Origin of the sequence: Mycobacterium sp. PDNC021, assembly GCF_048282635.1 — a bacterium.
Classification (GTDB): domain Bacteria; phylum Actinomycetota; class Actinomycetes; order Mycobacteriales; family Mycobacteriaceae; genus Mycobacterium; species Mycobacterium llatzerense.
The window spans coordinates 2,093,397-2,116,697 of the sequence record NZ_CP182502.1 but is presented as its reverse complement, the minus strand read 5'-3'; the positions used below and the strand labels follow the sequence as shown (position 1 = coordinate 2,116,697).

Here is a 23,301-nt window from a genome sequence, read left to right as displayed (position 1 = left end):
CCGTGGCCGCGCCGGACGACGCACACTGGCGCACGGCGGGCGACCGGATACAGACACTGCTCGATGCCAGCTCGGCAGCCGGGCCGGTGGCGCGTGAGCGTGCCGAACTGTTGGTCGGCGAGGTCACCGACCTGTACGGCGCCGCGCTGCAACGGATCATGCGGCTGCTCGCCGACCGCCCCGAGCTCACCGAGCAGTTGACCGACGACGACCTGATCGCCAGCCTGCTGCTGGTGCACGGTCTGCATCCACATGATGCCAGAAGGCGCATCGAGGACGCCCTGGACAAGGTGAGGCCTTACCTCGGTTCCCACGGTGGCGACGTCGCAGTGCTCAGCGTTACCGACGGTCCCGGCGGTGCCGCCGTGCGATTGCAATTCTCGGGCAGTTGCAAGAGCTGCCCGTCCTCGGCGGTGACGCTCGAACTCACCGTCGAGGACGCCATCCGTGCGGCGGCTCCGGAGGTCAGCACGATCGAGGTGGTCGCGGCCGAACCGAAAACCGTAGTGATTCCGGTCGATTCGCTGTTGAGCCGGGTCCACCGGGACGGCCGTGCGGCATCGGTATGGCATCCGGTGCCAGAGCTCACCGACCTGACACATGCCGAGGTCGGTGGGTTCGAGGTGGCGGGCGAGACGCTACTGGCGTGCCGGCTCGGCGAGAACGTATTCGTCTACCGCGACCGCTGCGGACGCTGCGCCGACTCGTTGGCCGGCGCCGCGCTGCATCGCCGCGTCGGATCTGCCGATCCGGTGCTGCGATGTCCCCGCTGCCACGCCCATTTCGATGTCGTGCACGCGGGCATCTGCGTCGACGACAACGCCATGGCCGCCGAACATCTCGAGCCGGTACCGGTGCTGGTACGCGACGGTGCACTGTCCGTCGCGATGGCAGCCACCCCGACCGCGGCCGGTGTGCCATGACGGGCGCCTATGACGTGCTGGCGCGCATCCGCGCCGCCCGCGCCACACCCGTTGCGGCCGGCGAGCGGTGCGAGATGTGCTCGGAGCAGATCGTCGCCGAGCACCAGCACGTCGTGAATATCGAAGGCCGACAACTGCTGTGCGTCTGTCGGGGCTGCTATCTGTTGTTCACCGACGTCGATGCTGCGCTGCGCTACCGTGCCGTGCCTGATCGGTACCTCACGTTCCCAGATTTCACGCTCGGCCGCCGCGAATGGGAGCTGCTGCAGATCCCCGTCGGCCTGGCGTTCTTCTTCCGCAACTCGGCCCTCGACCGCACTGTCGCCTTCTATCCGGGACCGGCCGGCGCGACGGAATCCGAACTGGACCTTGGTATGTGGGCCGACATCCGCGACGCAGACCAGCGTGTCGACCTGCTTGCGGCGGACACCGAAGCCCTGATCATGCGGGTGCCCGATGCTCCGCTCCCCCTCGAATGCCACCTGGTCCCGATCGATGCCTGTTACGAGTTCGTCGGCCGCCTGCGGATGCTGTGGCGCGGATTCGACGGTGGGCAGCAGGTGCACGAGTTCGTCGACGACTACTTCAGCGCCATTGCCGAACGCGGCAAGGTAGTGGCGCCGTGACCGAGGTAACCTTCGCCGTCGTCGACGTCTTCCCCGAGCCCTACGCCGTGACCCCGGTGCTGACCGCACGGGTCGGGATCGCGGCGCTAGGCGATGAGCCGGTGCACGCCATCGCGTTACGCGCCCAGATCCGTATCGAACCGCTACGCCGGGGCTACACCGACCAAGAGGCGGCGGCGCTGCTGGACCTGTTCGGCACCCGCGACCGTTGGACCACCACCCAGCACACCTTCCTGTGGCAGCACAGCGGCGTCATGGTGCAGAGCTTCACCGGCACCACCCAGGTCGACCTCCCCCTGGAATGCACCTACGACGTCGAGGTCACCGCGGCCAAGTTCTTCCATGCGCTGCGCGACGGCAACATCCCCCTCCAATTCCTTTTCAGTGGAACGATTTTCACCAAGGGACGACACGGTTTCGCCGTCACCCCAGTGCCCTGGGACCGAGAGGACCACTACGCCATGCCGGTATCGGTGTGGCGGGACCTCATCGACCAGCACTATCCACACACCGGCTGGATCAGGCTGCACCACGACACCATCGACGCGCTGGCCGACTACAAGGCTCGACACGCGCTGCTCGGTCTCGACGAGACGGTCACGGCACTGCTGGACGCTCAAGCCGCACAGGACCTCCGATGACCGCCGCATGGGAGCGGACCCGGGCCGTCGCCGACGCGGTGCTCTATGAGGGCTATCTGCTCTATCCCTACCGGGCCACCTCCGGAAAGAACCAGTCTCGCTGGCAATTCGGCGTGCTCGGCCCGCCGCAAGCGGCTGAGCGCGGGCTCGGCGAGGACGACGCCCTCTCGGCCCAACTCCTCGTGAGCCCGGGACCCGACACGGCCCTGACCGTCGTGGTCCGGTTCCTGCACCTGCAACACCGGGCCGTCGAACGGGACACCGGCGGCGATTTCGAACCGGTCGACGAGCTGACCGTGGCCGACCAAACCTGGCTCAGCTGGGATGAAGCGGTCGAACGCGAGCTGTCGTTCGGACCGTTGACCGAAGCGGTACTCGCCACGCCGCAGAGGCTGCCGGTCGTCGTTGCGGGCGGCAGCGAGGTCGAGCCCATTGACGGTGGCAGATTGGTCCGGACCCGCGCCGAGTTGCGCGCCGAGTTGACGGTGCGGTCCGAGGCCGACGACGGACTGTTGCGCATCACCCTCGAGGTACGCAATGTCGTTGAGCCGGCGACGGATAAAGGCAGTGCGATCGCGCGATCCCTGATCGGCACCCACCTGATCGCCGAGGTCACCGGCGGTGAATTCGTCTCGCTGCTGGAACCGCCCGAATCGGCCGCCGACGCCGTCGGCCGCTGCCAGCGGCACCGCTGTTTCCCCGTGCTGGCCGGTCCGCCCGGCACCGCCACCTTGATGCTGGTGTCTCCGATCATCCTGTACGACCATCCGGAGATCGCCGAGCAGAGCGAGGGCGCCCTGTTCGACTCGACCGAGATCGACGAGATCCTGACCTTGCGTGTGATGACGATGACCGACCAGGAGAAGCAACAGGCCCGGGCCACCGACCCGCGCGCAGCGGAGATCATCGATCGCTGTGATGCGATGTCGCCGGAGGCATTGCTCAATCTGCATGGGGTACTGCGCAATCCACATGCCGGTGCCGAAACCCGATCGCTGATACCCGAGGTTCCCGCGGGGGTCGACTGGTGGGACCCGCTGGCGGACAACGCCGTCGCCCCAACCCTCGACGCGGTGCTGGTGAACGGGGTGCGAGTCAGTCGAGACAGCCGGGTCCGGCTGCACCCGTCCAGGCGCGCCGACGCGCAGGATCTCTTCTACGCCGACAAGATCGCGCGAGTCACCTGCGTGCACGAAACAGTCGACGGCGACCAGCAGATCGGCGTCGTCCTCGAGGACGACCCCGCCGCCGAGATGCACGACTGGTACGGCCGATATCTGTACTTCGCACCTGACGAAGTCGAACCACTGAATGAAAGGACATCACCATGGAAGTAGTGGGTTGGATTGCCGTGATCGTGGTCGCGGCGGCAGTGGTAGGCGCCGGGGTCGTCGGCGTCCGCTCCATCCCGGATGCGCGTCGGTACCTGCGCATGCGGCGGATGTAACGGAGGCGAAGCCACGCAACGGATCCTGGTGGCCGGAATCGGCAACATCTTCCTCGGTGACGACGGATTCGGCCCCGAGGTGCTCCGGCACGTCGGTCCCTTGGCACCGGGCGTGCAGGTGACGGACTACGGCATCAGGGGTATGCACCTCGCCTACGACCTACTCGGTGAGTGGGACGCGCTGGTGCTGGTCGACGCGATTCCGTGCCGCGACGCGCCGGGGACGGTACACGCCTTCGAGGCCGACCACCAAACACTCACGGCGGCAGTCGGTCTGGACGCGCACGCGATGGACCCTGCCACAGTGTTCGCGAGCCTCAACGCACTCGGTGGAGTCGCTCCCCATACCGTGGTGGTGGGGTGCGAAGTGGCCGATGTCGAGGATCGGATGGGCCTTTCCGATGCGGTGGCGGCCGCTGTCCTCGTTGCGGCCCGCGCCGTCGAAAGCGTTGTCGCAGAACTACTCAGCCGCACTCCGGTTCGGGAGGGCTGAGCGATGTGCCTGGGTATACCGGGGCAGGTCATCCGGATGTTGGACGGTTACGGCGACCAGCTCGCACTCGTCGACGTCGCCGGCGAACCACGCAAGGTGAACGTCGGGATGCTGCCAGACGAGACCTTCGACGCCGGCGACTGGGTGATCATCCACATGGGGTTCGCGCTCGAAAAGACCGACGCGGCAGGAGCCGCGGCGGCGCTCGACGGTTTGAAGTTGATGGGCAACAGTGGCGGAGCAGGGCCATGACCCGCCGACGACTACGCGTCCGCGCACACGGCGTCGTCCAGGGCGTCGGCTTCCGGCCGTTCGTGTACACGAGTGCCGCGGCCCTCGGACTGAGCGGCTCGGTGCGCAATGACAGCTCCGGGGCCATCATCGAGGTCGAAGGTGACACCAACGCCATCGGCGAGTTCCTCGACCGACTGGCGAACCATCCACCCCCACTTGCCGTCATCGAATCTGTTCAGACACAGGACATTCCGGTTCGCGGAGGCACCGGATTCGCCATTACTGACACGTCGCATTCAGCCGGTGGTCGTACCCTGGCCTCCCCCGATGTCGCGATGTGCAACGACTGCGCGGCCGAGCAGCGCGATCCGGCGAACCGGCGGTACCGGCACCCCTTCGTCAACTGCACGAACTGCGGACCCCGTTTCACCATCATCGCGTCGCTGCCCTATGACCGGGCCGCCACCACCATGGCGAATTTCCCGATGTGCCCCGACTGCGCGCGCGAATACTCTGACCCGGCCGACCGTCGCTTCCACGCACAGCCCGTCTGTTGCCCGCAGTGTGGGCCGACGCTGACCTTCCGGGATCACGACGGCGAGACGATAGACGGCGAAGCAGGCCTACTCAAGGCACGGAAACTGTTGCTCGAAGGCGGAATCCTCGCGGTCAAGGGCATCGGCGGCTACCATCTGGCCTGCGATGCCGGCAACGCAGCTGCCGTGCAAATGCTGCGCCGGCGCAAGCGCCGCGGTGACAAACCGTTCGCGGTGATGGTACCCGACCTGGCGACATCACGCGAAATCGCCGAGGTGGACGAGCCTGCAGCGCAGCTGCTTTCGGGCATCCAACGCCCGATAGTGTTGCTGACCAGACGAACATGTTCAGCGGTATCCGATCTTGTCGCACCGCATAACCCCGACATCGGCATCATACTGGCATACACCCCACTGCACGCCCTGCTGTTCGGGTTGCCGGGCGACGAACCGGGCCCACCGGTCCTGGTGATGACTTCGGGAAATCTTGGCGGTGAACCGATCTGCTTCACCGACGCCGATGCCACGGACCGCCTCGACCGGCTCACCGACGCCTGGCTGCTGCACAATCGGGCGATCCTGGTGCCGTGCGACGACTCTGTCGTCCGGATGGTGAACCAGTGCGAGGTGCCCATCCGGAGATCCCGCGGCTACGCGCCGCTTCCTGTCGCGCTACCAGTACCCGTCGCACCCACCTTGGCGGTCGGCGCCGACCCGAAGAACACTCTGGCCGTCGCCGAGGGCAAGTACGCGTGGCTGAGTCAGCACATCGGCGACATGGACGACCTGGCCACCCTGTCGGCATTCGAAGCGGCAGAGCGGCACCTGCAGGAACTGACGGGAGTGGCCCCTGAGAATCTTGTCGCCGACGCGCACCCCGGTTACCGCTCCACCGCATGGGCGCGCCGCAATGCCGACGGGCGACCGGTCCGGACGGTGCAACACCACCACGCCCACATCGCCGCCGTCATGGCCGAACACGGCCTGGACGGCAACCGTCACGTTCTTGGATTCGCTTTCGACGGAACCGGTTACGGCCCAGACGGCGCCATCTGGGGTGGCGAGGTGTTGGTCGCCGACTACAAGGGCTACCAGCGGGTGGCTCGGCTACGATACGTGCCGCTGGCCGGCGGGGATGTCAGCGTGCAGCGCCCGTACCGCATGGCACTCGCGCACCTCTGGGCCGCCGGCCTGCCCTGGAGTGCCGACCTGGCGCCCGTGCGGGCCTGCCCCGACGATGAGCGCGGGGTCCTGGCGCACCAGTTACAGACCGGACTCGGGTGCGTCCCCACCTCCAGCATGGGTCGGCTGTTCGATGCGGTGGCCGCCCTGGCCGGGGTACGGCAGACCGCCGACTACGAAGCACAGGCCGCCATCGAGTTTGAAGGACTATCACGCGGGATGGATTGTGGCACAGTCATGTACGCCTTCAACATCATTGCGGATGACCCGGCGCTGGTCGACCCAGCGCCAGTGCTCCGCGCCGTCATCGCCGACCATCGCGCCGCCATTCCGCCCGCCGTGATCGGGGCACGGTTTCACCGGGCAGTGGCGGACGTCGTCGTACGGCTCGCCGAACTCGAGTCAAAAACGGCGGGCGTACGTGTCGTCGCGTTGTCCGGCGGCGTGTTCCAGAACGCCCTGCTGCTGCAGCTGACGCTGAGCGGCCTGCACGCCAAGGGTTTTGAAGTGATCACCCACCGCCATGTCCCACCCAACGACGGCGGTATCGCGCTCGGCCAACTACTGGTGGGCAATTCGAACTGAGAAGAGGAGCACTCCTATGTGTCTGGCAGTTCCAGGGAAAATCCTGAGCCTGTCCGAGCGCGACGGCACGCTGATGTCACTCGTCGACTTCGGAGGTATCCAGAAAGACGTTTGCCTGCAGTACATCCCAGACGCGGCAGTCGGCGAGTACGTCGTCGTCCACGTGGGATTCGCCATCCAGCGGCTCGACGAAGAATCGGCCATCAAGACTCTGACCGAGTTCGAGCACCTCGGCGTGCTCAACGAGGAATTCGGGGACGGGTTCGCGATCGCGGCACGACAAGCCGGCCTGACCACACCGACAGACAGCGCGACAACCGAGGTGACACCATGAAGTATCTGGATGAGTTCAGCAATCCCGAGCTGGCAGGCAAGCTCGTCGACCAGATCCGGGCGGCCACCAGCAGACGCTGGGCGATCATGGAAGTGTTTGGCGGGCAGACACATTCGATCATCCGGCACGGTATCGACCAGCTGCTGCCCGACGAGATCGAGATGATCCACGGCCCTGGTTGCCCGGTGTGCGTGACGCCGTTGGAGATGATCGACAAGGCACTCGAGATCGCGTGCCGCCCTGAAGTGATCTTCTGCTCGTTCGGCGACATGCTGCGGGTGCCGGGCAGTTCGAAGGACCTGTTCCGGGTGAAGAGCGAAGGCGGCGACGTCCGGGTGGTGTATTCACCGCTGGATGCGTTGACGATCGCACGGGAGAACCCGGACCGGCAGGTGGTGTTCTTCGGCATCGGGTTCGAAACCACCGCGCCCGCCAACGCCATGACGGTGTACCAAGCCAAACGTCTTGGTATCAAGAATTTTTCACTACTGGTGTCACACGTGCTGGTGCCACCGGCGATCGCGGCGATCATGGAGTCGCCCACGTGTCGGGTACAGGCGTTCCTCGCCGCCGGGCACGTGTGCACCGTGATGGGAACCGACGAATATCCGGCGCTGACCGAAAAGTACGGAATCCCCATCGTGGTCACCGGATTCGAACCGCTGGACATCCTCGAAGGTATCCGGCGCACGGTGATTCAACTGGAGGCCGGCCGGCACGAGTTGGAGAACGCGTACCCGAGAGCCGTTCAGGCGCAGGGCAACACCGCGGCCAAGGCGATGCTGGAGGACGTCTTCGAGGTAGGCGACCGCGCGTGGCGCGGTATCGGCATGATCCCGAACAGCGGATGGCGCCTCTCCCCCACCTACCGCGAGTTCGATGCGGAATATCGGTTCTCGGTCACCGGAATTCACACCGCCGAGTCCGTCGTATGCCGTTCAGGCGAAGTCCTGCAGGGCTTCATCAAGCCGCACGAGTGCGCTGCTTTCGGCAAGGAATGCACACCGCGTAACCCGTTGGGCGCGACCATGGTCTCCTCGGAGGGCGCGTGCGCCGCCTACTACCTCTACCGGCGACTCGAGGTGACACATGCCTGAGATCGACATCGAGTCGTGGGTCTGCCCGACTCCCCTGCGCGACGCGCCGAACATCGTGATGGGACACGGTGGCGGCGGGGCGATGTCTGCCGAACTGATCGAGCATCTGTTCCTGCCGGCCTTCGGCCCGGCAGCCGAAGCCGCTATGGCCGACTCGGCCGTCATCGAGGTCGGCGGTGCGCGGCTGGCGTTCTCCACCGACTCGTTCGTGGTCAAGCCGTTGACGTTCCCCGGCGGCAGTATTGGCGACCTCGCGGTCAACGGAACCATCAACGACCTCGCAATGGTGGGTGCGCAACCACTGGCGCTGTCGACGGCATTCATCCTCGAGGAGGGCACCGCGCTGCAGGAGATCGCACATGTCGCGCAGGCCGTCGGCACGGCCGCGCTCGCGGCTGGAGTCAAGTTGGTGACCGGCGATACCAAGGTGGTCGATTCCGGCCACGGCGACGGCGTGTTCATCAACACCGCGGGGATCGGCATCGTGGACCCGCGTGTCGATATCCGTCCGCAGCGGGCCGCCCCCGGTGACGTGGTGATCATCAGCGGCGACATCGGCGTACACGGCATCGCGGTGATGAGCTGTCGCGAAGGGCTGACCTTCGCGACAGCGGTGGCCAGCGATACCGCGCCCCTGCACGGCCTCGTGGCCGCCATGATCGAAACCGGCGCGGACCTGCATGTGCTGCGCGATCCCACGCGCGGCGGCGTGGCCGCAACGCTCAACGAGATCGCGAAGACGGCGCAGGTCGGGATGGCCCTCGACGAACGCAGCTTCCCGATCCCGGCCGAGGTGCGGGACGCGTGCGGGCTCCTCGGGCTGGACCCTCTGCAGGTTGCCAACGAGGGCAAGCTGTTAGCCGTCGTGCCCGCCGACGATGCCGAGCGGGTGCTTGCCGCTATGCGCAGCCACCCGCTCGGCACCCGCGCCGCGGTGATCGGTCACTGTGTCGCCGAACATCCGGGCATGGTGGTCGCGCGAACGGCGCTCGGTGGCACCCGTGTGGTCGACCTGCCCATCGGCGAGCAACTCCCCCGAATCTGCTAGTCCGGCTCACCGTATTCGTCGAACCAATAGGCCAGTTTCCCGCGGCGGCTCACCGCGCGCAGTCTGCGTTCGGTGGCCTCGCGGGTGGTGCTGGTACTGACGATCAGCAGTTCATCACCGGCTTCCAGGCGGGTGTCGGGCTGCGGCACAAAGGTATTGCCCTTGCGGATGATCAACGTGATCACGCTCGGATCGGGCAGCCGCAGTTCCAGCACCGTCACGTTGTGCAGCCGCGACTGCGGCAGCACCGTGAGGGTCAGCAGCTCCGCGTCGAGCACGTCCAATGGCGCCGCTTCCACCTGAATCTCGCGGGTGACGTCGCGGCGGATGAGCCCGAGCCGGTGCGCGACCGGCTTCAGGCTCGGGCCCTGCACCAGGGTGAACACCACCACCAGTACGAACACGATGTTCAGCAGCCGCTGACTGTCGGGCACCCCGGTGACGATCGGATAGGTGGCCAGCACGATCGGCACCGCGCCGCGCAATCCAGCCCAGGACAGAAACACCTGCTCGCGCCAGGGCACGCGGAAGCCGATGAGCGACAACACCACCGACAACGGCCGCGCCAACAGCAGCAGAACCAGGCCGATGACGACGGCGGGCAGCAGGTCGTCGCCGAGCTGGCTGGGCGTGACCAGCAGCCCGAGCAGAACGAACAGCCCGATCTGCGCCAGCCAACCGAGCCCCTCGGCGAATGACCGAGTGGCTGCGCGGTGCGGCAGTCCCGAGTTCGCCAGCACCAGGCCGGTCAGGTAGGCCGCGAGGAACCCGCTGGCGTGCGTGATCCCACACGCTGCGAAGGCCACCGTGCCCAGGCCGAACGTGGCCAGGGGATACAGCCCGGACGCCGGTAGCGCGATGCGGCGCAGCGTGACGGCGCCGAGGTAGCCGCACAACACGCCGATCGCCGCACCGACCGCCAGCTCATAGACCAGGTTGACCAGGCCGTGCCCTGGATCGAAGGCCAGCGGAACCACGCTGAACATCAGGACCAGGATGACGGCGGGCGCGTCGTTCAGGCCGGACTCGGCCTCCAGGAGACCGGCCAGCCGCCGCGGCAACGGCAGCACCCGCAGGACGGAGAACACCGCAGCGGCGTCGGTGGACGACACGATGGCGCCGAGGAGCAGCGCCAGTTGCCAGTCCATGCCCAACAGCAGATGCGCACCCGCCGCGGTGACGGCCGTACTGACGGCCACGCCGACAGTGGCCATCACGGCGGCCGGCGCCAGGCTCTTGCGGACGTCGCTGAACTTGGTGGTGAGACCACCTTCGATGAGGATGATCGCCAGCGCCGCGGTGCCCAGGTCCCGGACCAGGGCGACGTCGTCGAACCGCAGGCCGATGCCGTCTTCACCGACCAGCACCCCGAGGCCGAGGAATAGCAGCAGACTGGGCAGGCCGACGCGGGTCGCGAGCCTGGTGGCCACGATGCTGGCCAGTAGCACCAGCGCGCCGATGAGCAGCACCTGGTTCAGCTGCTCCAGCGTCATCCACGTCCTCATTCCGATCGGCGGCCGAAGCAAATGTATCTGGGAACCTGCTGCGGGCTGCGGTAGGCGACAATGACTGCGTGAGCACCCGGGGCATGCGAGTCGCGATCGCCGGCGCCGGCGCGGTGGGCCGGTCGGTGGCGCAGGAACTCGTCGCCAACGGCCACAAGGTCCTGCTGATCGAGCGAGACATCCAGAAGTACGAGCCGCCGACGGTGCCCGAGGCCGACTGGCTGTGGGCCGACGCCTGCGAGGTGGCGTCCCTGGAGGAATGCAGCATCGACATGTGCGACGTCGTGATCGCCGCGACGGGCGACGACAAGGCGAACCTCGCGATGGCACTGTTGGCGAAAACCGAGTTCGGCGTGCCGCGGGTGGTCGCGCGCGTGAACAACGTGGCCAACGAGTGGTTGTTCACCGACGACTGGGGTGTCGACGTCGCGGTGTCGACGCCGCACGCGATGGCCGCCGGGGTCGAGGGCGCCATCGACGTCGGCCACCTGGTGCGGCTGATGGGCCTACGTCAGGGGCACGCGAACCTGACGAAGTTCACGCTGCCGCCGGACAGCCCGTTGATCGGACGCACCATCAGGGACCTGACCCTGCCGCCGAACACACTGTTGGTGACGGTGCAGCGCGGCAGCAGGATCATCGTGCCCAAGTCCGGAGACAGCTTCGAGGACGGCGACGAATTGCTGTTCGTGGCAGACGAATCCGTCGACGGCGACATCCGCGGCCTCATCCACGGCAGTTAGAGCGCGTAGCAGTACCTGCTGGTCGGCACCGAGTCGAGATTGGTGTGGGCGCCGAAGCGCATCACGCTCTCGACCATGAGAGTCATGCGGCGCTGCAGTTCCGCATAGTCGCCCCCGCTGCCGTAGAACGCGTGCACGTCGGTCATGGCCGCCATGTGGAACAGTTCCTCGACGACGGCGTCGACCCGCTCGGTGCCGTGCACCGTGCGCAGGACCCGGTTCTGCACGTAGCCGAACGTGTCCTGGGTGTCGATGGCGACGCTGGTGTGTTGCCCCTGCCAGATCTGGAGCCAGTCCGCCGGATCGAGATCCGCCGGGATCCGCAGGAAGCCGATCTGAGCCAATGCCGTTGTCCGAACACCGTTTTCCACGTCGGGCGGGACCAGTCGCACCGTCTCCTCGACTTCCCAGCCGGCACTGCGCGCAGAGATCGCGGCCAGCAGGTCGGAAATGGAGTCCGGATCGACGCCGGCGTCGGTCCACACACTGACCACCGCCGGCACCGGGTTGTCGAAGGTGGTGATACGCAACATCGCCGCTTCGACATCGGCGTCGTCGACGTTGATCTGCAACCGGTCCACCCCCGCGGCCTGCAGCAGTACATGTAATTGGGTCGACTGCAGGGCGGTGTCCAAACCCGAGCCCCACAGGGCGTAGATCAGCTTCACGACGTCAGCCGTGCTTCGCAGCCATGGGCGCGGCCTGCATGACACCACCGGCCTGCAGCCACTCACCCACGGCGCGCGGCGCGTCACGCACAGGGTTGTAGACGTCCTCCTCCGAGGAGAACAGGTTGTCCCCGGCGTAGACGAGGCGGGTGATGTTGGGGAAACCGAACACCTTGCCCGGCTCGGTGGGATGGTCGAGGGCATTGATGATCTCGGTGACGATCGCACCGTTCTCCTCGTCGATCGCGACCCAGGTGTGCGGGAATCGCATGTGCGGGAACGGCTTCATCACGCCGATGATCCACTCGCGGACCGCCTCGCGGCCGTGCATCTCGCCATAGGCGTGCTCGATGTAGTGCACGTCCTCGGTGAACAGATCGGCGAACGGGCCCCAGTCCCCGGTGCTCGAACAGACCTCGACGACCTTGGTGTAGTGATCGAGCGCGGCCATCAGCTCGTCCCGGGTGAAGCGTGGCATGTCCAAACCTCCAAGAGGACTAGAATCAATTTCAGTTTTGGGACTCTACCCAACATCTAGAATTCGTTCCAGACCCAAAAAGGAGCTGCAACGTGGCAAGAATCGCCGAACCGCGCCCCGCCGCCGAGCCCAGCTCGGCCGTGCAGCAGCAGCGTCGTGCCGCGATCCTGCAGGCCACCGCGGCCCTGGCGGCACAGAAGCCGGCCGACCAGGTCCAGATGAACGAGGTCGCGCGCGCAGCCGGGGTCGCGCTGGGCACCCTGTACCGGTACTTCCCCTCCAAGACCCACCTGTTCGTCGGCCTGATGGCCGACCGGGTGGACCGGATGCAGGACGGTATCCGTCGCCGGAAGGTACCGGCCGGGACCGCCGCCGATCGCGTCTTCGATGTCCTGTCGCGCGCCACCCGCCCGATGCTGCGTCAGCCTCACCTGACCGCCGCCATGCTCAACTCGCTGAACACCGCCGACGCGACGGCCGTGGTCGAGGTAGGGCACATCGACCGCCAGGTCCGCAGCATGTTGCTGACCATCTGCGGGGTGGATGATCCAGGGCCCCAGGATATTTCGTTGATGCGACTGGTTCAGCACACCTGGCACGGCATCCTGCAGTCCAGCCTCAACGGACGAATCTCCGCGGACGAGACGGAAGACGAGATTCAGCTGGCGTGCCGCTTGATCCTCGCTCCGCTCACCTAGGCCCGGAAGCAACCTTCGAAATGGCCGTTCTCGATTCCCGCGGTCTGCAGGTACGAATGTGCGACGACCGGACCGACCAGGTGAAACCCGGCCTCCCGCAACGTCGCTGACAGCCGAATGGACTCCGGGCTCGTCATCCGGCCGTCATCCCAGCTCCTGAGTCGGTGACGCTCCCGCGGTTCATGCTGCCAGGACAATCGCGAGAGCGAGTGTCTCGCCAGCAGCCGGGCATTGTGCACGGTGGCCTCGATCTTTCGCCGATTGCGAATGATGCTGGTGTCAGCCATCAATCGCTCTACGTCATCGGCGGTCATCGCGGCCACGGACGCCGGCACGAATCCACCGAACGCGTTACGCAGGCTGTTCCGCTTGTCGAATACCGCCGCCCACGACAACCCATTCTCGAAGTATGTCAATGCAAGTAACTCGAACAAGGCAGTGTCGTCGCGGGTCGGCACACCCCATTCCCGATCGTGATAGGCCCGCAAATCCCGGCCGGTCTCGGTCGCCCACCGGCACCTGGCGACGCCATCCGAAGCGGTGACCACAGTGGGTAGCGCCGCCGACATCCCGACACCGGCCATGGCCCTCACGTCACGGCCCGTCGTCAGACGTAGCCATGAGTCGCCGCAAGCTTTTCCGCATCCTCAAGTGCCTGTGCCAGATCGCCGGTCGGATTGTCGGTCAGCATCGTGGGCTGAAATCGCAACTCATCGACCTCTTGAATCCCGGCTTGATTGAGCCACATGCGCAGGTATGCCGCGTGGTGGTCAACTCCGAATGCCGGTTCGGCGACACCGTGTGCGTACACACCAGAGGTGAGGGACAGGGTGGCATGCTTGCCTGTGAGGAGCCCCCGGTAGCCGGCCTGCGGGTCCAGACTCCACAGAATCCCTGGCTGATGGACCAGATCGATGAAATGCTTGAGCCGGTACGGAATTCCGGAATTCCACATCGGCGAAGCGATGAGATACCGATCGGCGGACTTGAAGCGGTCGGCGATTGCCACGATCTCGTCCCAGGCCGACTGTCCGGCGCCATCTTGCCCGGCTCCTTTGATGACGTTCATCTTCGCGGCCGCTTTGTCGCCGTCGAATGCAGGGAGTTCTCTGTCCCACAGATCGAGGATATCGATCTCGAGGTGCGGGTTGGCCGCCGTCAGCGCGTCGAGATACGCCGTGGCGATCTGGCTCGACTTGGAATCACTTCCGCGCGGAGACGCTTGGAGGTAAAGCAATTTCGTCATGTCCAGACTTCCTTTCAGCGATCCGAAGGCACTTCGGTAAACCCGGGTTCTCCCCCGTCGACGACGGAGTTGAATCGAATACGGGTTTCCAGGCGCTCGTCGATCTCCTCGATCGCGTCGTCGGGAAGTGCTGTGACATCGAAGTTTTCCGCGATCCGGGAAGGTGTGACCGATGCCGTCAGGACTGCGCTGCCGCGTTGGATTCCCCAGGCCAGCAGGACCTGCGCGGGCGCCTTACCGAACTGCCGTGCCATCGAGACAATGAGCGGATCGTCGAGCAGTCGTGGTTCGAGGGCATGGCCGAGCGAAGCGAACGCCAACAAGATGGCGCCATGACTCTTGGCCAGCTCGTACAGTTCCCACTGCGGGTGGTACGGATGCGACTCCACCTCGACAACGGCCGGCTTGATCCGCGCGAAATCCAGGACTTCCCTGGTTCTTTCGGCACTGATGTCAGAAAGTCCGATCGCGCCGACAAGCCCTTCGTCGACGAGCTGCTCCATGGCAGCCCAGGTCTCAGCCAGGGTGACGCCGTTGTCGTAGATCACGTTCCCATGCACATCCCGAGGATCCTGATCGTCGCCGGGCTGGAATGCGAACGGCGTGTGCACCAGGTACAGGTCGAGAGTGTCCAATCCCAACCGGTTCAGGCTCGCCTGCAGCGCGGGCCTGACCCGTTCCGGGCGGTGGTTGTTGTTCCACAGCTTGGTGGTCACGAACAGGTCTTCGCGGCGGACCGTCCCGTTGGCGAACAGTTCCTTCAATGCCGCACCGACCTGCGCTTCATTGCGGTAGCGCTCGGCGGCATCGAGGTGGCGGAATCCAGCTTCGACCGCTGCGATCACCGCGGCCTCGGTCTTGGTGTTGTCGGACAGCGAGGTCCCGAACCCGAGGGCCGGGATCGCGCCGCTGCCGTTGTTCAACGGGAAGCGTCGCTGCCGCAAATCGTCGTTGAGTGTCATGATCTTTGTCTCCTTGTTCACTGACGTTGGTTCACGGAAATCATTCGGGGGCAATGTGTTCGACCGCCTCAGCGGTGGTCCATACCGCGCTGGCCAGGTAGCGGAAGTTCACCAGCGCAGCCAGGTAACCGTCGCCTTCGGGCAGGCGCGGACCCGCCGTGGCGTCCTTGACCACAGCCACCTCGAAGCCCTGTTCGACGAGTTCGCGCAGGTGCCCTTCGACGCACAGGTTGGCGGCCATGCCGGCCAGGATCACCTGCGTCACGCCGCGCTTGCGCAATTGCAGCACCAGGTCGTTCGATTCGGGACCCACGATCTTGTGGGGTGAGGTGATAACGGTGCGGCCGTCATGGATGTGGTGCCGGTACGCGGGCAGGAAGTCCGCGCCGGACCCCGCGAAGCCGTCCAGCGTGTAGGCGCCGGCGCGCGCGAACATGCCGACACCGCCCATGAACTGCTCGAGCGGGTCACCGAACTGCCACTGTCCATCGGTTGGATAGAAGTAGTGCGGCGAGACCACGACCGTGAGTCCGGCACGCTTGGCCGCATCGAACAGCTCGCCGATATGCGTCACGGTGTTGTTTTCTTGGACGCTTGCGCCGAACACCGACCATGCCACGCCGCCGGAACTGAGGAAATCGATCTGCGGATCAGTGACGACGAGCGCCGTATGCGGGTGATCGAGCGCGAAACCCGAACTCGGCAAGGCGGGGTGCCGTGGTTCGGCGTAGTTGGGGTGGTCTGCCATGGCACAGCCTTCGAGCTAGGGAACGTTGATACCGTAAGAATAGATGACCGGTCGTCTATACATCAAGAGTCGCCAAACGTGTCCTGCGCAACAGCTCGGATCAGCGCAACAACGCCGGCAGCGTGACCGTTTCAAACCGGTCGTACGGCGCGCGGCTACGGGTGACCTTGCCCCGCAACGCCGCACCCTCCCAGGCCTCGATCAACACCGAGGCCAGCTCGGATGCGCCGAGGTCTGCGGCGATGTCACCAGCACTGCGCTGCCCGGATCGCACACAGCCCGCAAGCGCCTCGTCCCAGCGATCGAGGATGCGCGTCAGTTCGGCGCGCACCGGTTCGCTCGACCCGCCGAGCTCCAGCGACATGTTGCCGACCAGGCAGCCCAGCAGGAAGTCCGCGGATTCATGTTCGTCGGCAAGCGCATGGAAGAACCGGCTGATCCGCTGACGGGCCAGACCATCAGCGTCCAACAGCGGCAGGAGCCGCTGCTCGATATCCGACCAGTAGTGCTCGAGGATCGCCGCCGCGAATGCTTCCTTACTGGGGAAATACGCGTAGAACGAACCTTTCGGCACACCCGCCGCGTCGGTGATGTCCTTCACCCCACTGGCGGCGAATCCGTGCGCATGCACCAGATCGAGCCCCGCAGCGAGCAGTCGCCTGCGGACTTCGGGATTGGCTGGACGCGGCATCCCACAATATTAGCCGACCGGTCGGCTATATTTGCTGCGAAACCGTCGGCCCACGGCTAACGTCATCGCCGAGGCGGGGAGAACATCGATGCGCGACGACGACGTGGAGGCCGCCCTGCGGGGCACTGGGCGGCATCCGACGCCAACGACTTCGCAGCAGAACACGAAATCTACCGAGACGACGCGGTTCTCGAGTATCCGCAGTCGGGCGAGCGAATCCGCGGACGGCACAACATTCAGGCATCGAGGTCCGCCCAGCCGAACGTGAAGCACTTCGCGGTACGGCGCATCGTCGGCTCAGGCGATCTGTGGCTCACCGAGTTGGTGATGACGTATGACGGGCAACCGTTCTACACGGTGAGCATCATGGAATTCTCGGGTACCGAAGTTGTGCGCGAAACCCAGTACTTCGCGGAAGCGTTCGAACCTGGCACATCTCGCGCCCAATGGGTCGAACGAATGTGATGCTGACCAGATGAGGAGACGTCCATGACCACCCCGAACGAAGGCACCGTCACCGTGGCCGAGAGCGGCGCGGGAACCTACACGCAGGAGATCATCGCCGGCGGGCACCGGTTGATCGCCGACGAGCCCCGCCCGTTCGGCGACGACGCGGGACCGTCACCCTATGACCTGCTGCTGTCGGCCCTGGGTGCGTGTACCTCGATGACGGTGCGGATGTATGCCAACAAGAAGGGCTGGCCGCTGGAGCAGGTGCGAGTGTCCTTGCGGCACGCGAAGATTCACGCGAAGGACTGTGCTGACTGCGAAACCGAGCAGGGCATGATCGACCACATGGACCGCGAGATCGAATTGATCGGCGACCTCGACGATGACCAACGGGAGAAGTTGCTGTCCATCGCCGAACGCTGCCCCGTGCACCGGACACTGACCTCGACGGTGCACGTCTCCACGACGTTGCGGCCGGCCTAGCTCGCCGCCTGCGTGATGATGTGGTCGACTTCCGCAGCGCGCACGGCCATCTCGGCGTGGGCCTCGTCGAGTGCTTCGGCCTGATCCTCGTCGGCCTTCATCATCCCCTCGATGTCGAAGCCGGCCATGTCCAGCACGCCCATGTCCGCGAACGCCTTCTGCACCTTGGGACCCCACAGCCCAATGTCCTTGACAATCGGCACGATTCGGCTGAACAGGTGTGAACGGAACTGGCTCAGCATGGGCGCTGTCTCGACCCAGTCGACACACGCTTGGACGTCAAGGCCGAGCGCCTCGTAGACCTCGTCGCCCCGGAGCCGGTCGCGCATGAGGTAACAGGCCTCCACGACGAACTCTTCGCGCTCGTTCCGCTCGGCGTCACTGATCTGGGAGTAATAGTCCTTCAACGAGATTCGGCCGAAGGCGACGTGTCGAGCCTCGTCTTGCATGACGTAGGCCAGCACCTGCTTGGCCAGCGAGTTGGGCGCCGCCAGGTCGCGCTGCACCCCGAACGCGGCGAGCGCGAGGCCTTCGATGAGCACCTGCATGCCGAGATAGGGCATGTCCCAGCGTGAGTCGCGCAGAGTGTCCTCGAGCAGCACGGACAGATTTTTGTTGACCGGGTAGACGACGCCGACCTTCTCCTGCAGGAACCGCGAGAACGTCTCGACGTGCCGAGCCTCGTCCATGGTCTGGGTCGCCGCGTAGAACTTCGCATCCAGGTCCGGCACGACCTCGACGATCTTCGCCGCACACACCATCGCGCCCTGCTCGCCGTGCAGGAACTGAGAGAACTGCCAGGCCTGCGAGTGTTGGCGCATCTCAGCGCGCCGCTTCTCGTCGGCCGACTCCCACATCGGGCTGCCGAACAGCGGATGGAACTCGTCTGGCAGGCCGATCGGGTTCATCGGATCGACGTCCTGCGACCAGTCGATACGCGACTGGGCGTCCCACTGCTTGTCCTTGCCCTTTTGGTACAGGGACAGCAGGCGCGCGCGGCCGTCGTCATACTCCCAGGTGAAGCGTGCATCGCCGCCGCTCGGAACATCCCAGGAGTAGGGGTCGGGCACCTGCGTGTACTTGTCCTTCGTGGTCACGAACGGCCGCCTCTCTGCCCCCGATGTGTCCAGATAGAAATATGACCTGTATCACAGTGCGCCGCGGGCGGCCGAGTCGTCAACTACCGGGTTGGCGTTTCTCGATGAAGGCCAGCACGCCCTCGAGTGCGCTCGGATCCATCATGTTGCAGGCCATCGTCGTTCCGGCGTCCGCATAGGCGGCTTCGATGCCGACCTCGATCTGGCGGTAGAACAACGCCTTTCCCATCCCGACCGCGACGGCGGGCTTGGCGACGATGGTCGCGACGATGGTCTCGACCTCGTAGTCAAGCGCCTCCGGGGCCGCCACCCGATTGACCAACCCCAACACCTTGGCCTCCTGCGCGGAGATGAATTCGCCGGTCACGAGCATCTCGAACGCGGCCTTCTGCGGAATGTTGCGCGATAGCGCGACTCCCGGTGTCGCACAGAACAATCCGACGTTGATGCCGCTGACCGCAAAGCGTGCGTCGTGGCTCGCCACCGCGAGATCGCACATCGCGACGAGCTGACAACCGGCAGCGGTCGCCACGCCCTGCACCCGTGCGATCACCGGCACCGGCAACCGTTGGATCGCGAGCATCACCTCGGTGCACTGCGCGAACAGATCCTGGTAGTACTCCAGTGTCGGCTCCGCGCGCATTTCCTTGAGGTCGTGCCCAGCGCAGAACGCCTTGCCGGCTGCGCCGAGCACAACGGCCCGCACCGTCCCGTCGTTGGCGAGTGCCGCGAAGGCCTCCCCCAATTCCGTGAGCATCGCCTCGGACAGCGCGTTGAAGGCCTGCGGACGGTTCAGCGTCAGCGTGACGACGCCGCGGTCGTCGCGGTCATGCCGCAGCAGCGGTTCGGTCATCGTCGGACGCTAACACCGATTTTCCAACCAGGACCGGGCCTCCGGCGCGATACTCGGATCACCGGCGGACGGAGACCCTCATGGCAGGTCAATTCGAAGGCAAGGTCGCATTCATCACCGGGGCCGCGCGCGGCCAGGGCCGGTCGCACGCGGTCCGTTTCGCGGAGGAAGGCGCGGACATCATCGCCCTCGATCTGTGCGACCAGATCGCGAGCGTCGGCTATCCGATGTCGACCCGCGAAGACCTCGACGAGACCGTCAACCTGGTCGAGAAGACCGGGCGCCGGATCGTCGCCGAGGAGGGGGACGTCCGAGACTTCGACAAGTTGAAAGCTGTTGTGGCCGAAGGTGTCGCCGAGTTGGGCCGGTTGGATTTCGTGCTCGCCAACGCGGGCATCCTGCCGGCCTTCGGGGAACAGCGGCACGAGATGGCCGCCTTCGATGATTCCGTCGCCGTGCTACTCAACGGGGTCTATTACAGCATCGAGGCCGCGCTGCCATACCTGCTGAGTCAGGGCGAAGGCGGGGCCATCGTGATCACCAGCTCGACGGCCGGCCTGAACAGCCTGTGCCCGACGCTCACGAGCCAGAGTCGCGGCATGGCGGGCTACCACGCCGCCAAGCACGGTGTCGTCGGCCTGATGCGGTACTACGCAACCTCATTGGCGGCGAACAACATTCGGGTCAACACGGTCCATCCGACCGGAGTGGCCACCCCGATGATCCTCAATGAGGGGTTCGCAGAACTGGTCGCGGAGAACCCCGGGGACGTCACCGGACTTCAGGCACCGTTGCCGGTCGCTCATCGAGGCATCCGATGTCAGCGAAGCGATGGTGTACCTCTGCGGGCGGTCAGGCCGGTACACCACCGGAATCACGCTGCCGGTGGACGGCGGCATCTCGGTCAAGTAGGGCGCCCTCGAGGAAGTACGTCGTCATGGGTCCTTTGCCTTTGACGTCGACCACCTGCGGGTCGCTGAATGCGTAGCGGTGCGCAAGGAGCGTGTGCGTGGATTCGGACACCTGGATCTGGTGCGGGCGGCCGCTCGACTCCATGCGGCTCGCCGTGTTCACGGTGTCGCCCCACAGGTCGTAGATGAACTTGCGCTGCCCGATCACACCCGCGACCACCGGCCCCGACGAGATCCCGATCCGCATCGAGATCGGACTAGGCCAGCTCGATGACAGGCGGCTGACGGTGCGTTGCATGTCGAGGGCCAGCTCTGCCATCGATGCGGCGTGGTCCTCATCGGGATTGGGCAGACCCGCAACGGCCATATAGGCGTCACCGACCGTCTTGATCTTCTCGATGCCCCGCTGGTCGCACAGCTCGTCGAACGCGCGGAACATCGCGTCCAACAGCTGCACCAGCGCCTCGGGTGTCAACGTCTCGGACACCGGGGTGAAGCCGACGATGTCGGAGAACAACACGCTGACGCTCGGCGCCGAGTCGGCGATGGTCAGCGCGCCGTCGCGCAGCCGGTCGGCGATCGTAGCCGGCAGTACGTTGTACAGAATCTCCTCGGTCCGGGCCCGAGCTTGCTCGACTTCACGCTGCCGAAGGAAGTCGATACGCCGCAGCCGCTCCAGCGCGTAGGCGATCAGAATGCTGATCGCGGCCAGTCCCGCGATCTGCGGCACCATGATGCCGAGCTCGTCCAGACTCCCCCGGACACTCGGCAGCGCCAGGCACACCGCGATGAACACCACGGCGTTGGCCAGCGCCGCGTGCATGCGCAACCGCAGCAGGCCGACGGCGCCCAGGAGCGTGACGGTGGCGGAGGTCATCACGTACTGGGTCGGGAAATCCGCGACACTTGCCAGCACCGGTCCCAACAACGCCTGGACGATCGCCAGCAGTGCGACCGTGGCGAGCTGCAGATGGTCCTGCAGCTTCCGCACCCGGCGGACCGCCACGATCCCCAGGACAAAGAAGCCGATGGTGACCGCCCGGACGATCACGGCATCCAGCACGACCCTGTGCAGGACGAGGAGATCCACCACCGCGTACACAGCGGTGAACACGATGCCGACCAACTGGGCGAAGGTAGCCGCCCGCAGCCCATTCGCGTCATCGTGCGCCCGGAACTCCCGCTCGGAGTCTTCGTCGTCGAACTCCAGCATCCACTTGCGCATATGGAGCTGGGCGTGCCGCTGCTGCACCCAGCACCGCATCGATTGCGCATCCACAGGGCGAAACTAGCCGAGACCCGAGTCTGCCGTACCACTTCCGCTTGAGCCCGATCACAATGTCGGCCTGAGAGCTCAGCTAACCGTATATAGCCTCAAGCACGCTCTCAGGCCGACACTGCGTCAGCACACGCGGCACCTTGGCTCATCACCTCGCGCGGCTGTGAGGGCTGTGCAGAGAATTCGGCGATATTCCCTGCACAGCCCTCACAGCCGACGTGCCGAGTTGGCGACAGGGTTAATTCTGCCAACCGTGGATCAAATCCTGCCGACCGGAATGTGCCTGCGACACAGCAGGTTTAAACCATCAGAGCACCAACAACAACCCAAGAAGGGGTTTCGAAATGAAGAAGTTCGGCTTTGCCACCCTGATCGCATCGAGCGTGACCGCCGCCGTCCTGGGCCTGGCCGTCCCCGCTCAAGCCACCACCGGAACCCCGATCGGACCGCACTACGGCGTCGACAACCACGACAACGTCAACACCACCAACGGGTTCTACGACCAGGCGTTCTGAACCGAATATGAGCGCACCCCCGGTCCCACCAGGACCGGGGGTGCTTCCATCTCGAGGCATCCTGGCTAGTATCCAAACCAGCCCTACGAACGACGGATGCAATGGCTGCGCCTACCGATACCGCTGACCGACCCAACCGCGCTGCCCGCCGAAAGGCTGAGACTCGCGCGCGACTCATGGGAGCTGGTCGAACTGTCATTGCACGCAAGGGCATTGATGCGGCCACGATCGGCGAGATCGCTGAATCTGCTGACGTGGGCGTCGGTTCCTTCTACAACTACTTCGCCACCAAAGAGGAGTTACTCGACGCCGTCATCGACGAAGCGCTCGAACTTCACGGCCAGGCGATGGACACGCTCACCGCCGATCTGTCGGATCCCGCGTCAATCGTCGCCGTCGCGCTCTACAGCACACTTGCCGCCGCGGCCGGCGACCCTGTCTGGGGATGGCTCGTCGTTCGTGTCGCCTTCACGCATGAATCGCTGGTGAAGAGGTTGGGCGCGCGCCTACTGACCGACGTCCGCCGCGGCATCGACGAAGGCAGATTCCGCGTCACAGACCCGGTGCTGACCGAATATGTCATCGGCGGCGCACTGATCGGCTGCCTCCTCGCCCGACTCGACGGTGAAGTCGATGCGTCTGCCGACGCCGAATTCGTTGCCTACGCATTGCGGCTGCTCGGCCTCACCACCAGCGAGGCAGCCAAACTCGCCGCTCGCTTCAACAAGCCCCGCAGCTAGCGCCTCCACCCTGCATTACCCAGTGGCCTCTTGACATTCACAAAACTGAACATATCCTCATTATTGACGATTTCGTCACTCATTGCCA

28 protein-coding genes and 1 pseudogene are annotated in these 23,301 nt (G+C 65.4%); 18 read left to right on the top strand and 11 right to left on the bottom strand.

What is annotated here, in order from left to right; translation table 11 throughout:
* Window positions 1-2 precede the first annotated feature (2 nt).
* Genes ACNO8X_RS09910 through hypE form a run of 11 tightly spaced genes read left to right on the top strand, consistent with a single transcriptional unit; the run spans window position 3 to window position 9,146 of the window.
* Window positions 3-923 (top strand): NifU family protein, encoded by a 921-nt coding sequence (locus tag ACNO8X_RS09910; protein WP_418005128.1) that lies wholly within the window; start codon window positions 3-5, stop codon window positions 921-923.
* Window positions 920-1,549 (top strand): DUF5947 family protein, encoded by a 630-nt coding sequence (locus tag ACNO8X_RS09905; protein WP_418005127.1) that lies wholly within the window; start codon window positions 920-922, stop codon window positions 1,547-1,549. The genes ACNO8X_RS09910 and ACNO8X_RS09905 overlap by 4 nt, the downstream gene beginning before the upstream one ends.
* The gene (locus ACNO8X_RS09900) at window positions 1,546-2,190 is read left to right on the top strand and encodes a DUF6084 family protein (protein WP_418005126.1); all 645 of its coding nucleotides are present in this window, start codon (window positions 1,546-1,548) and stop codon (window positions 2,188-2,190) included. The genes ACNO8X_RS09905 and ACNO8X_RS09900 overlap by 4 nt, the downstream gene beginning before the upstream one ends.
* Window positions 2,187-3,527, top strand: coding sequence for a hypothetical protein (locus ACNO8X_RS09895; RefSeq protein ID WP_418005125.1), 1,341 nt, complete (start codon window positions 2,187-2,189; stop codon window positions 3,525-3,527). Before ACNO8X_RS09900 ends, ACNO8X_RS09895 begins: the two co-directional genes overlap by 4 nt.
* Window positions 3,518-3,637, top strand: coding sequence for a DUF6893 family small protein (locus tag ACNO8X_RS09890; RefSeq protein WP_110789080.1), 120 nt, complete (start codon window positions 3,518-3,520; stop codon window positions 3,635-3,637). Before ACNO8X_RS09895 ends, ACNO8X_RS09890 begins: the two co-directional genes overlap by 10 nt.
* Window positions 3,603-4,130, top strand: a complete 528-nt coding sequence (locus ACNO8X_RS09885) for a hydrogenase maturation protease (protein WP_418005124.1) — start codon at window positions 3,603-3,605, stop codon at window positions 4,128-4,130. The genes ACNO8X_RS09890 and ACNO8X_RS09885 overlap by 35 nt, the downstream gene beginning before the upstream one ends.
* Before the next feature lie 3 nt (window positions 4,131-4,133).
* Complete coding sequence (locus tag ACNO8X_RS09880) at window positions 4,134-4,382, top strand: HypC/HybG/HupF family hydrogenase formation chaperone (protein WP_418005123.1); 249 nt, start codon at window positions 4,134-4,136, stop codon at window positions 4,380-4,382.
* Window positions 4,379-6,667, top strand: coding sequence for a carbamoyltransferase HypF (hypF, locus tag ACNO8X_RS09875; RefSeq protein ID WP_418005122.1), 2,289 nt, complete (start codon window positions 4,379-4,381; stop codon window positions 6,665-6,667). Before ACNO8X_RS09880 ends, hypF begins: the two co-directional genes overlap by 4 nt.
* A gap of 16 nt (window positions 6,668-6,683) precedes the next feature.
* The gene (locus ACNO8X_RS09870) at window positions 6,684-7,001 is read left to right on the top strand and encodes a HypC/HybG/HupF family hydrogenase formation chaperone (protein ID WP_418005121.1); all 318 of its coding nucleotides are present in this window, start codon (window positions 6,684-6,686) and stop codon (window positions 6,999-7,001) included.
* Complete coding sequence (gene hypD / locus ACNO8X_RS09865) at window positions 6,998-8,098, top strand: hydrogenase formation protein HypD (protein WP_418005120.1); 1,101 nt, start codon at window positions 6,998-7,000, stop codon at window positions 8,096-8,098. The genes ACNO8X_RS09870 and hypD overlap by 4 nt, the downstream gene beginning before the upstream one ends.
* The gene (hypE, locus tag ACNO8X_RS09860; protein WP_418005119.1) at window positions 8,091-9,146 is read left to right on the top strand and encodes a hydrogenase expression/formation protein HypE; all 1,056 of its coding nucleotides are present in this window, start codon (window positions 8,091-8,093) and stop codon (window positions 9,144-9,146) included. Before hypD ends, hypE begins: the two co-directional genes overlap by 8 nt.
* Here hypE and ACNO8X_RS09855 read toward each other — a convergent pair.
* Window positions 9,143-10,639 (bottom strand): potassium/proton antiporter, encoded by a 1,497-nt coding sequence (locus ACNO8X_RS09855; protein WP_418005118.1) that lies wholly within the window; start codon window positions 10,637-10,639, stop codon window positions 9,143-9,145. The genes hypE and ACNO8X_RS09855 overlap by 4 nt on opposite strands.
* A 95-nt stretch (window positions 10,640-10,734) precedes the next feature.
* Here ACNO8X_RS09855 and ACNO8X_RS09850 point away from each other — a divergent pair, with 95 nt between their 5' ends.
* On the top strand, window positions 10,735-11,394 hold the full coding sequence (locus ACNO8X_RS09850; protein ID WP_418005844.1) for a potassium channel family protein: 660 nt from the start codon (window positions 10,735-10,737) through the stop codon (window positions 11,392-11,394).
* Here the strand turns inward: ACNO8X_RS09850 and ACNO8X_RS09845 are convergent.
* Window positions 11,391-12,062, bottom strand: coding sequence for a hypothetical protein (locus tag ACNO8X_RS09845; RefSeq protein ID WP_418005117.1), 672 nt, complete (start codon window positions 12,060-12,062; stop codon window positions 11,391-11,393). The genes ACNO8X_RS09850 and ACNO8X_RS09845 overlap by 4 nt on opposite strands.
* 4 nt (window positions 12,063-12,066) lie before the next feature.
* Entirely contained in the window at window positions 12,067-12,540 is a 474-nt protein-coding gene (locus tag ACNO8X_RS09840; protein ID WP_418005116.1) for a nuclear transport factor 2 family protein, read from the bottom strand.
* 92 nt (window positions 12,541-12,632) lie between these two features.
* Here ACNO8X_RS09840 and ACNO8X_RS09835 point away from each other — a divergent pair, with 92 nt between their 5' ends.
* Entirely contained in the window at window positions 12,633-13,238 is a 606-nt protein-coding gene (locus tag ACNO8X_RS09835) for a TetR family transcriptional regulator (RefSeq protein WP_418005115.1), read from the top strand.
* Here the strand turns inward: ACNO8X_RS09835 and ACNO8X_RS09830 are convergent.
* The 5 genes from ACNO8X_RS09830 to ACNO8X_RS09810 all read right to left on the bottom strand — a co-directional run bounded on the left by ACNO8X_RS09830 (window position 13,235) and on the right by ACNO8X_RS09810 (window position 16,885).
* Window positions 13,235-13,822 (bottom strand): DNA-3-methyladenine glycosylase I, encoded by a 588-nt coding sequence (locus tag ACNO8X_RS09830; RefSeq protein WP_418005114.1) that lies wholly within the window; start codon window positions 13,820-13,822, stop codon window positions 13,235-13,237. The two genes, ACNO8X_RS09835 and ACNO8X_RS09830, sit on opposite strands and share 4 nt — an antisense overlap.
* 23 nt (window positions 13,823-13,845) lie before the next feature.
* Window positions 13,846-14,484: an FMN-dependent NADH-azoreductase gene (locus ACNO8X_RS09825; protein ID WP_418005113.1), complete on the bottom strand. Its 639-nt coding sequence runs from the start codon at window positions 14,482-14,484 to the stop codon at window positions 13,846-13,848.
* A 14-nt stretch (window positions 14,485-14,498) separates the two neighbouring features.
* Complete coding sequence (locus tag ACNO8X_RS09820; protein ID WP_418005112.1) at window positions 14,499-15,446, bottom strand: aldo/keto reductase; 948 nt, start codon at window positions 15,444-15,446, stop codon at window positions 14,499-14,501.
* Between the two features lie 40 nt (window positions 15,447-15,486).
* On the bottom strand, window positions 15,487-16,194 hold the full coding sequence (locus tag ACNO8X_RS09815; RefSeq protein WP_418005111.1) for a cysteine hydrolase: 708 nt from the start codon (window positions 16,192-16,194) through the stop codon (window positions 15,487-15,489).
* Between the two features lie 100 nt (window positions 16,195-16,294).
* Window positions 16,295-16,885: a TetR family transcriptional regulator C-terminal domain-containing protein gene (locus tag ACNO8X_RS09810; protein WP_418005110.1), complete on the bottom strand. Its 591-nt coding sequence runs from the start codon at window positions 16,883-16,885 to the stop codon at window positions 16,295-16,297.
* A gap of 84 nt (window positions 16,886-16,969) precedes the next feature.
* On the opposite strand from ACNO8X_RS09810, the gene ACNO8X_RS09805 reads away from it, so the two are divergent.
* Window positions 16,970-17,350 (top strand): nuclear transport factor 2 family protein, encoded by a 381-nt coding sequence (locus ACNO8X_RS09805; RefSeq protein WP_418005843.1) that lies wholly within the window; start codon window positions 16,970-16,972, stop codon window positions 17,348-17,350.
* 24 nt (window positions 17,351-17,374) lie between these two features.
* Window positions 17,375-17,818, top strand: coding sequence for an OsmC family protein (locus ACNO8X_RS09800; RefSeq protein ID WP_418005109.1), 444 nt, complete (start codon window positions 17,375-17,377; stop codon window positions 17,816-17,818).
* Here the strand turns inward: ACNO8X_RS09800 and ACNO8X_RS09795 are convergent.
* Together ACNO8X_RS09795 and ACNO8X_RS09790 are read right to left on the bottom strand one after the other, a co-directional pair.
* Window positions 17,815-18,915, bottom strand: a complete 1,101-nt coding sequence (locus ACNO8X_RS09795) for a ferritin-like domain-containing protein (RefSeq protein WP_418005108.1) — start codon at window positions 18,913-18,915, stop codon at window positions 17,815-17,817. The two genes, ACNO8X_RS09800 and ACNO8X_RS09795, sit on opposite strands and share 4 nt — an antisense overlap.
* A 79-nt stretch (window positions 18,916-18,994) precedes the next feature.
* The gene (locus tag ACNO8X_RS09790) at window positions 18,995-19,768 is read right to left on the bottom strand and encodes an enoyl-CoA hydratase (protein WP_418005107.1); all 774 of its coding nucleotides are present in this window, start codon (window positions 19,766-19,768) and stop codon (window positions 18,995-18,997) included.
* 80 nt (window positions 19,769-19,848) lie between these two features.
* Between ACNO8X_RS09790 and ACNO8X_RS09785 the strand changes: the two are divergent.
* Window positions 19,849-20,680: pseudogene (locus ACNO8X_RS09785) on the top strand (mycofactocin-coupled SDR family oxidoreductase).
* Here ACNO8X_RS09785 and ACNO8X_RS09780 read toward each other — a convergent pair.
* Entirely contained in the window at window positions 20,621-21,958 is a 1,338-nt protein-coding gene (locus tag ACNO8X_RS09780; protein ID WP_418005106.1) for an adenylate/guanylate cyclase domain-containing protein, read from the bottom strand. The pseudogene ACNO8X_RS09785 and the gene ACNO8X_RS09780 overlap by 60 nt on opposite strands.
* A gap of 344 nt (window positions 21,959-22,302) precedes the next feature.
* Between ACNO8X_RS09780 and ACNO8X_RS09775 the strand changes: the two genes are divergently transcribed.
* Window positions 22,303-22,473, top strand: coding sequence for a hypothetical protein (locus ACNO8X_RS09775; protein ID WP_418005105.1), 171 nt, complete (start codon window positions 22,303-22,305; stop codon window positions 22,471-22,473).
* 176 nt (window positions 22,474-22,649) lie between these two features.
* Window positions 22,650-23,213 (top strand): TetR/AcrR family transcriptional regulator, encoded by a 564-nt coding sequence (locus ACNO8X_RS09770; protein ID WP_418005104.1) that lies wholly within the window; start codon window positions 22,650-22,652, stop codon window positions 23,211-23,213.
* Window positions 23,214-23,301: the final 88 nt, after the last annotated feature.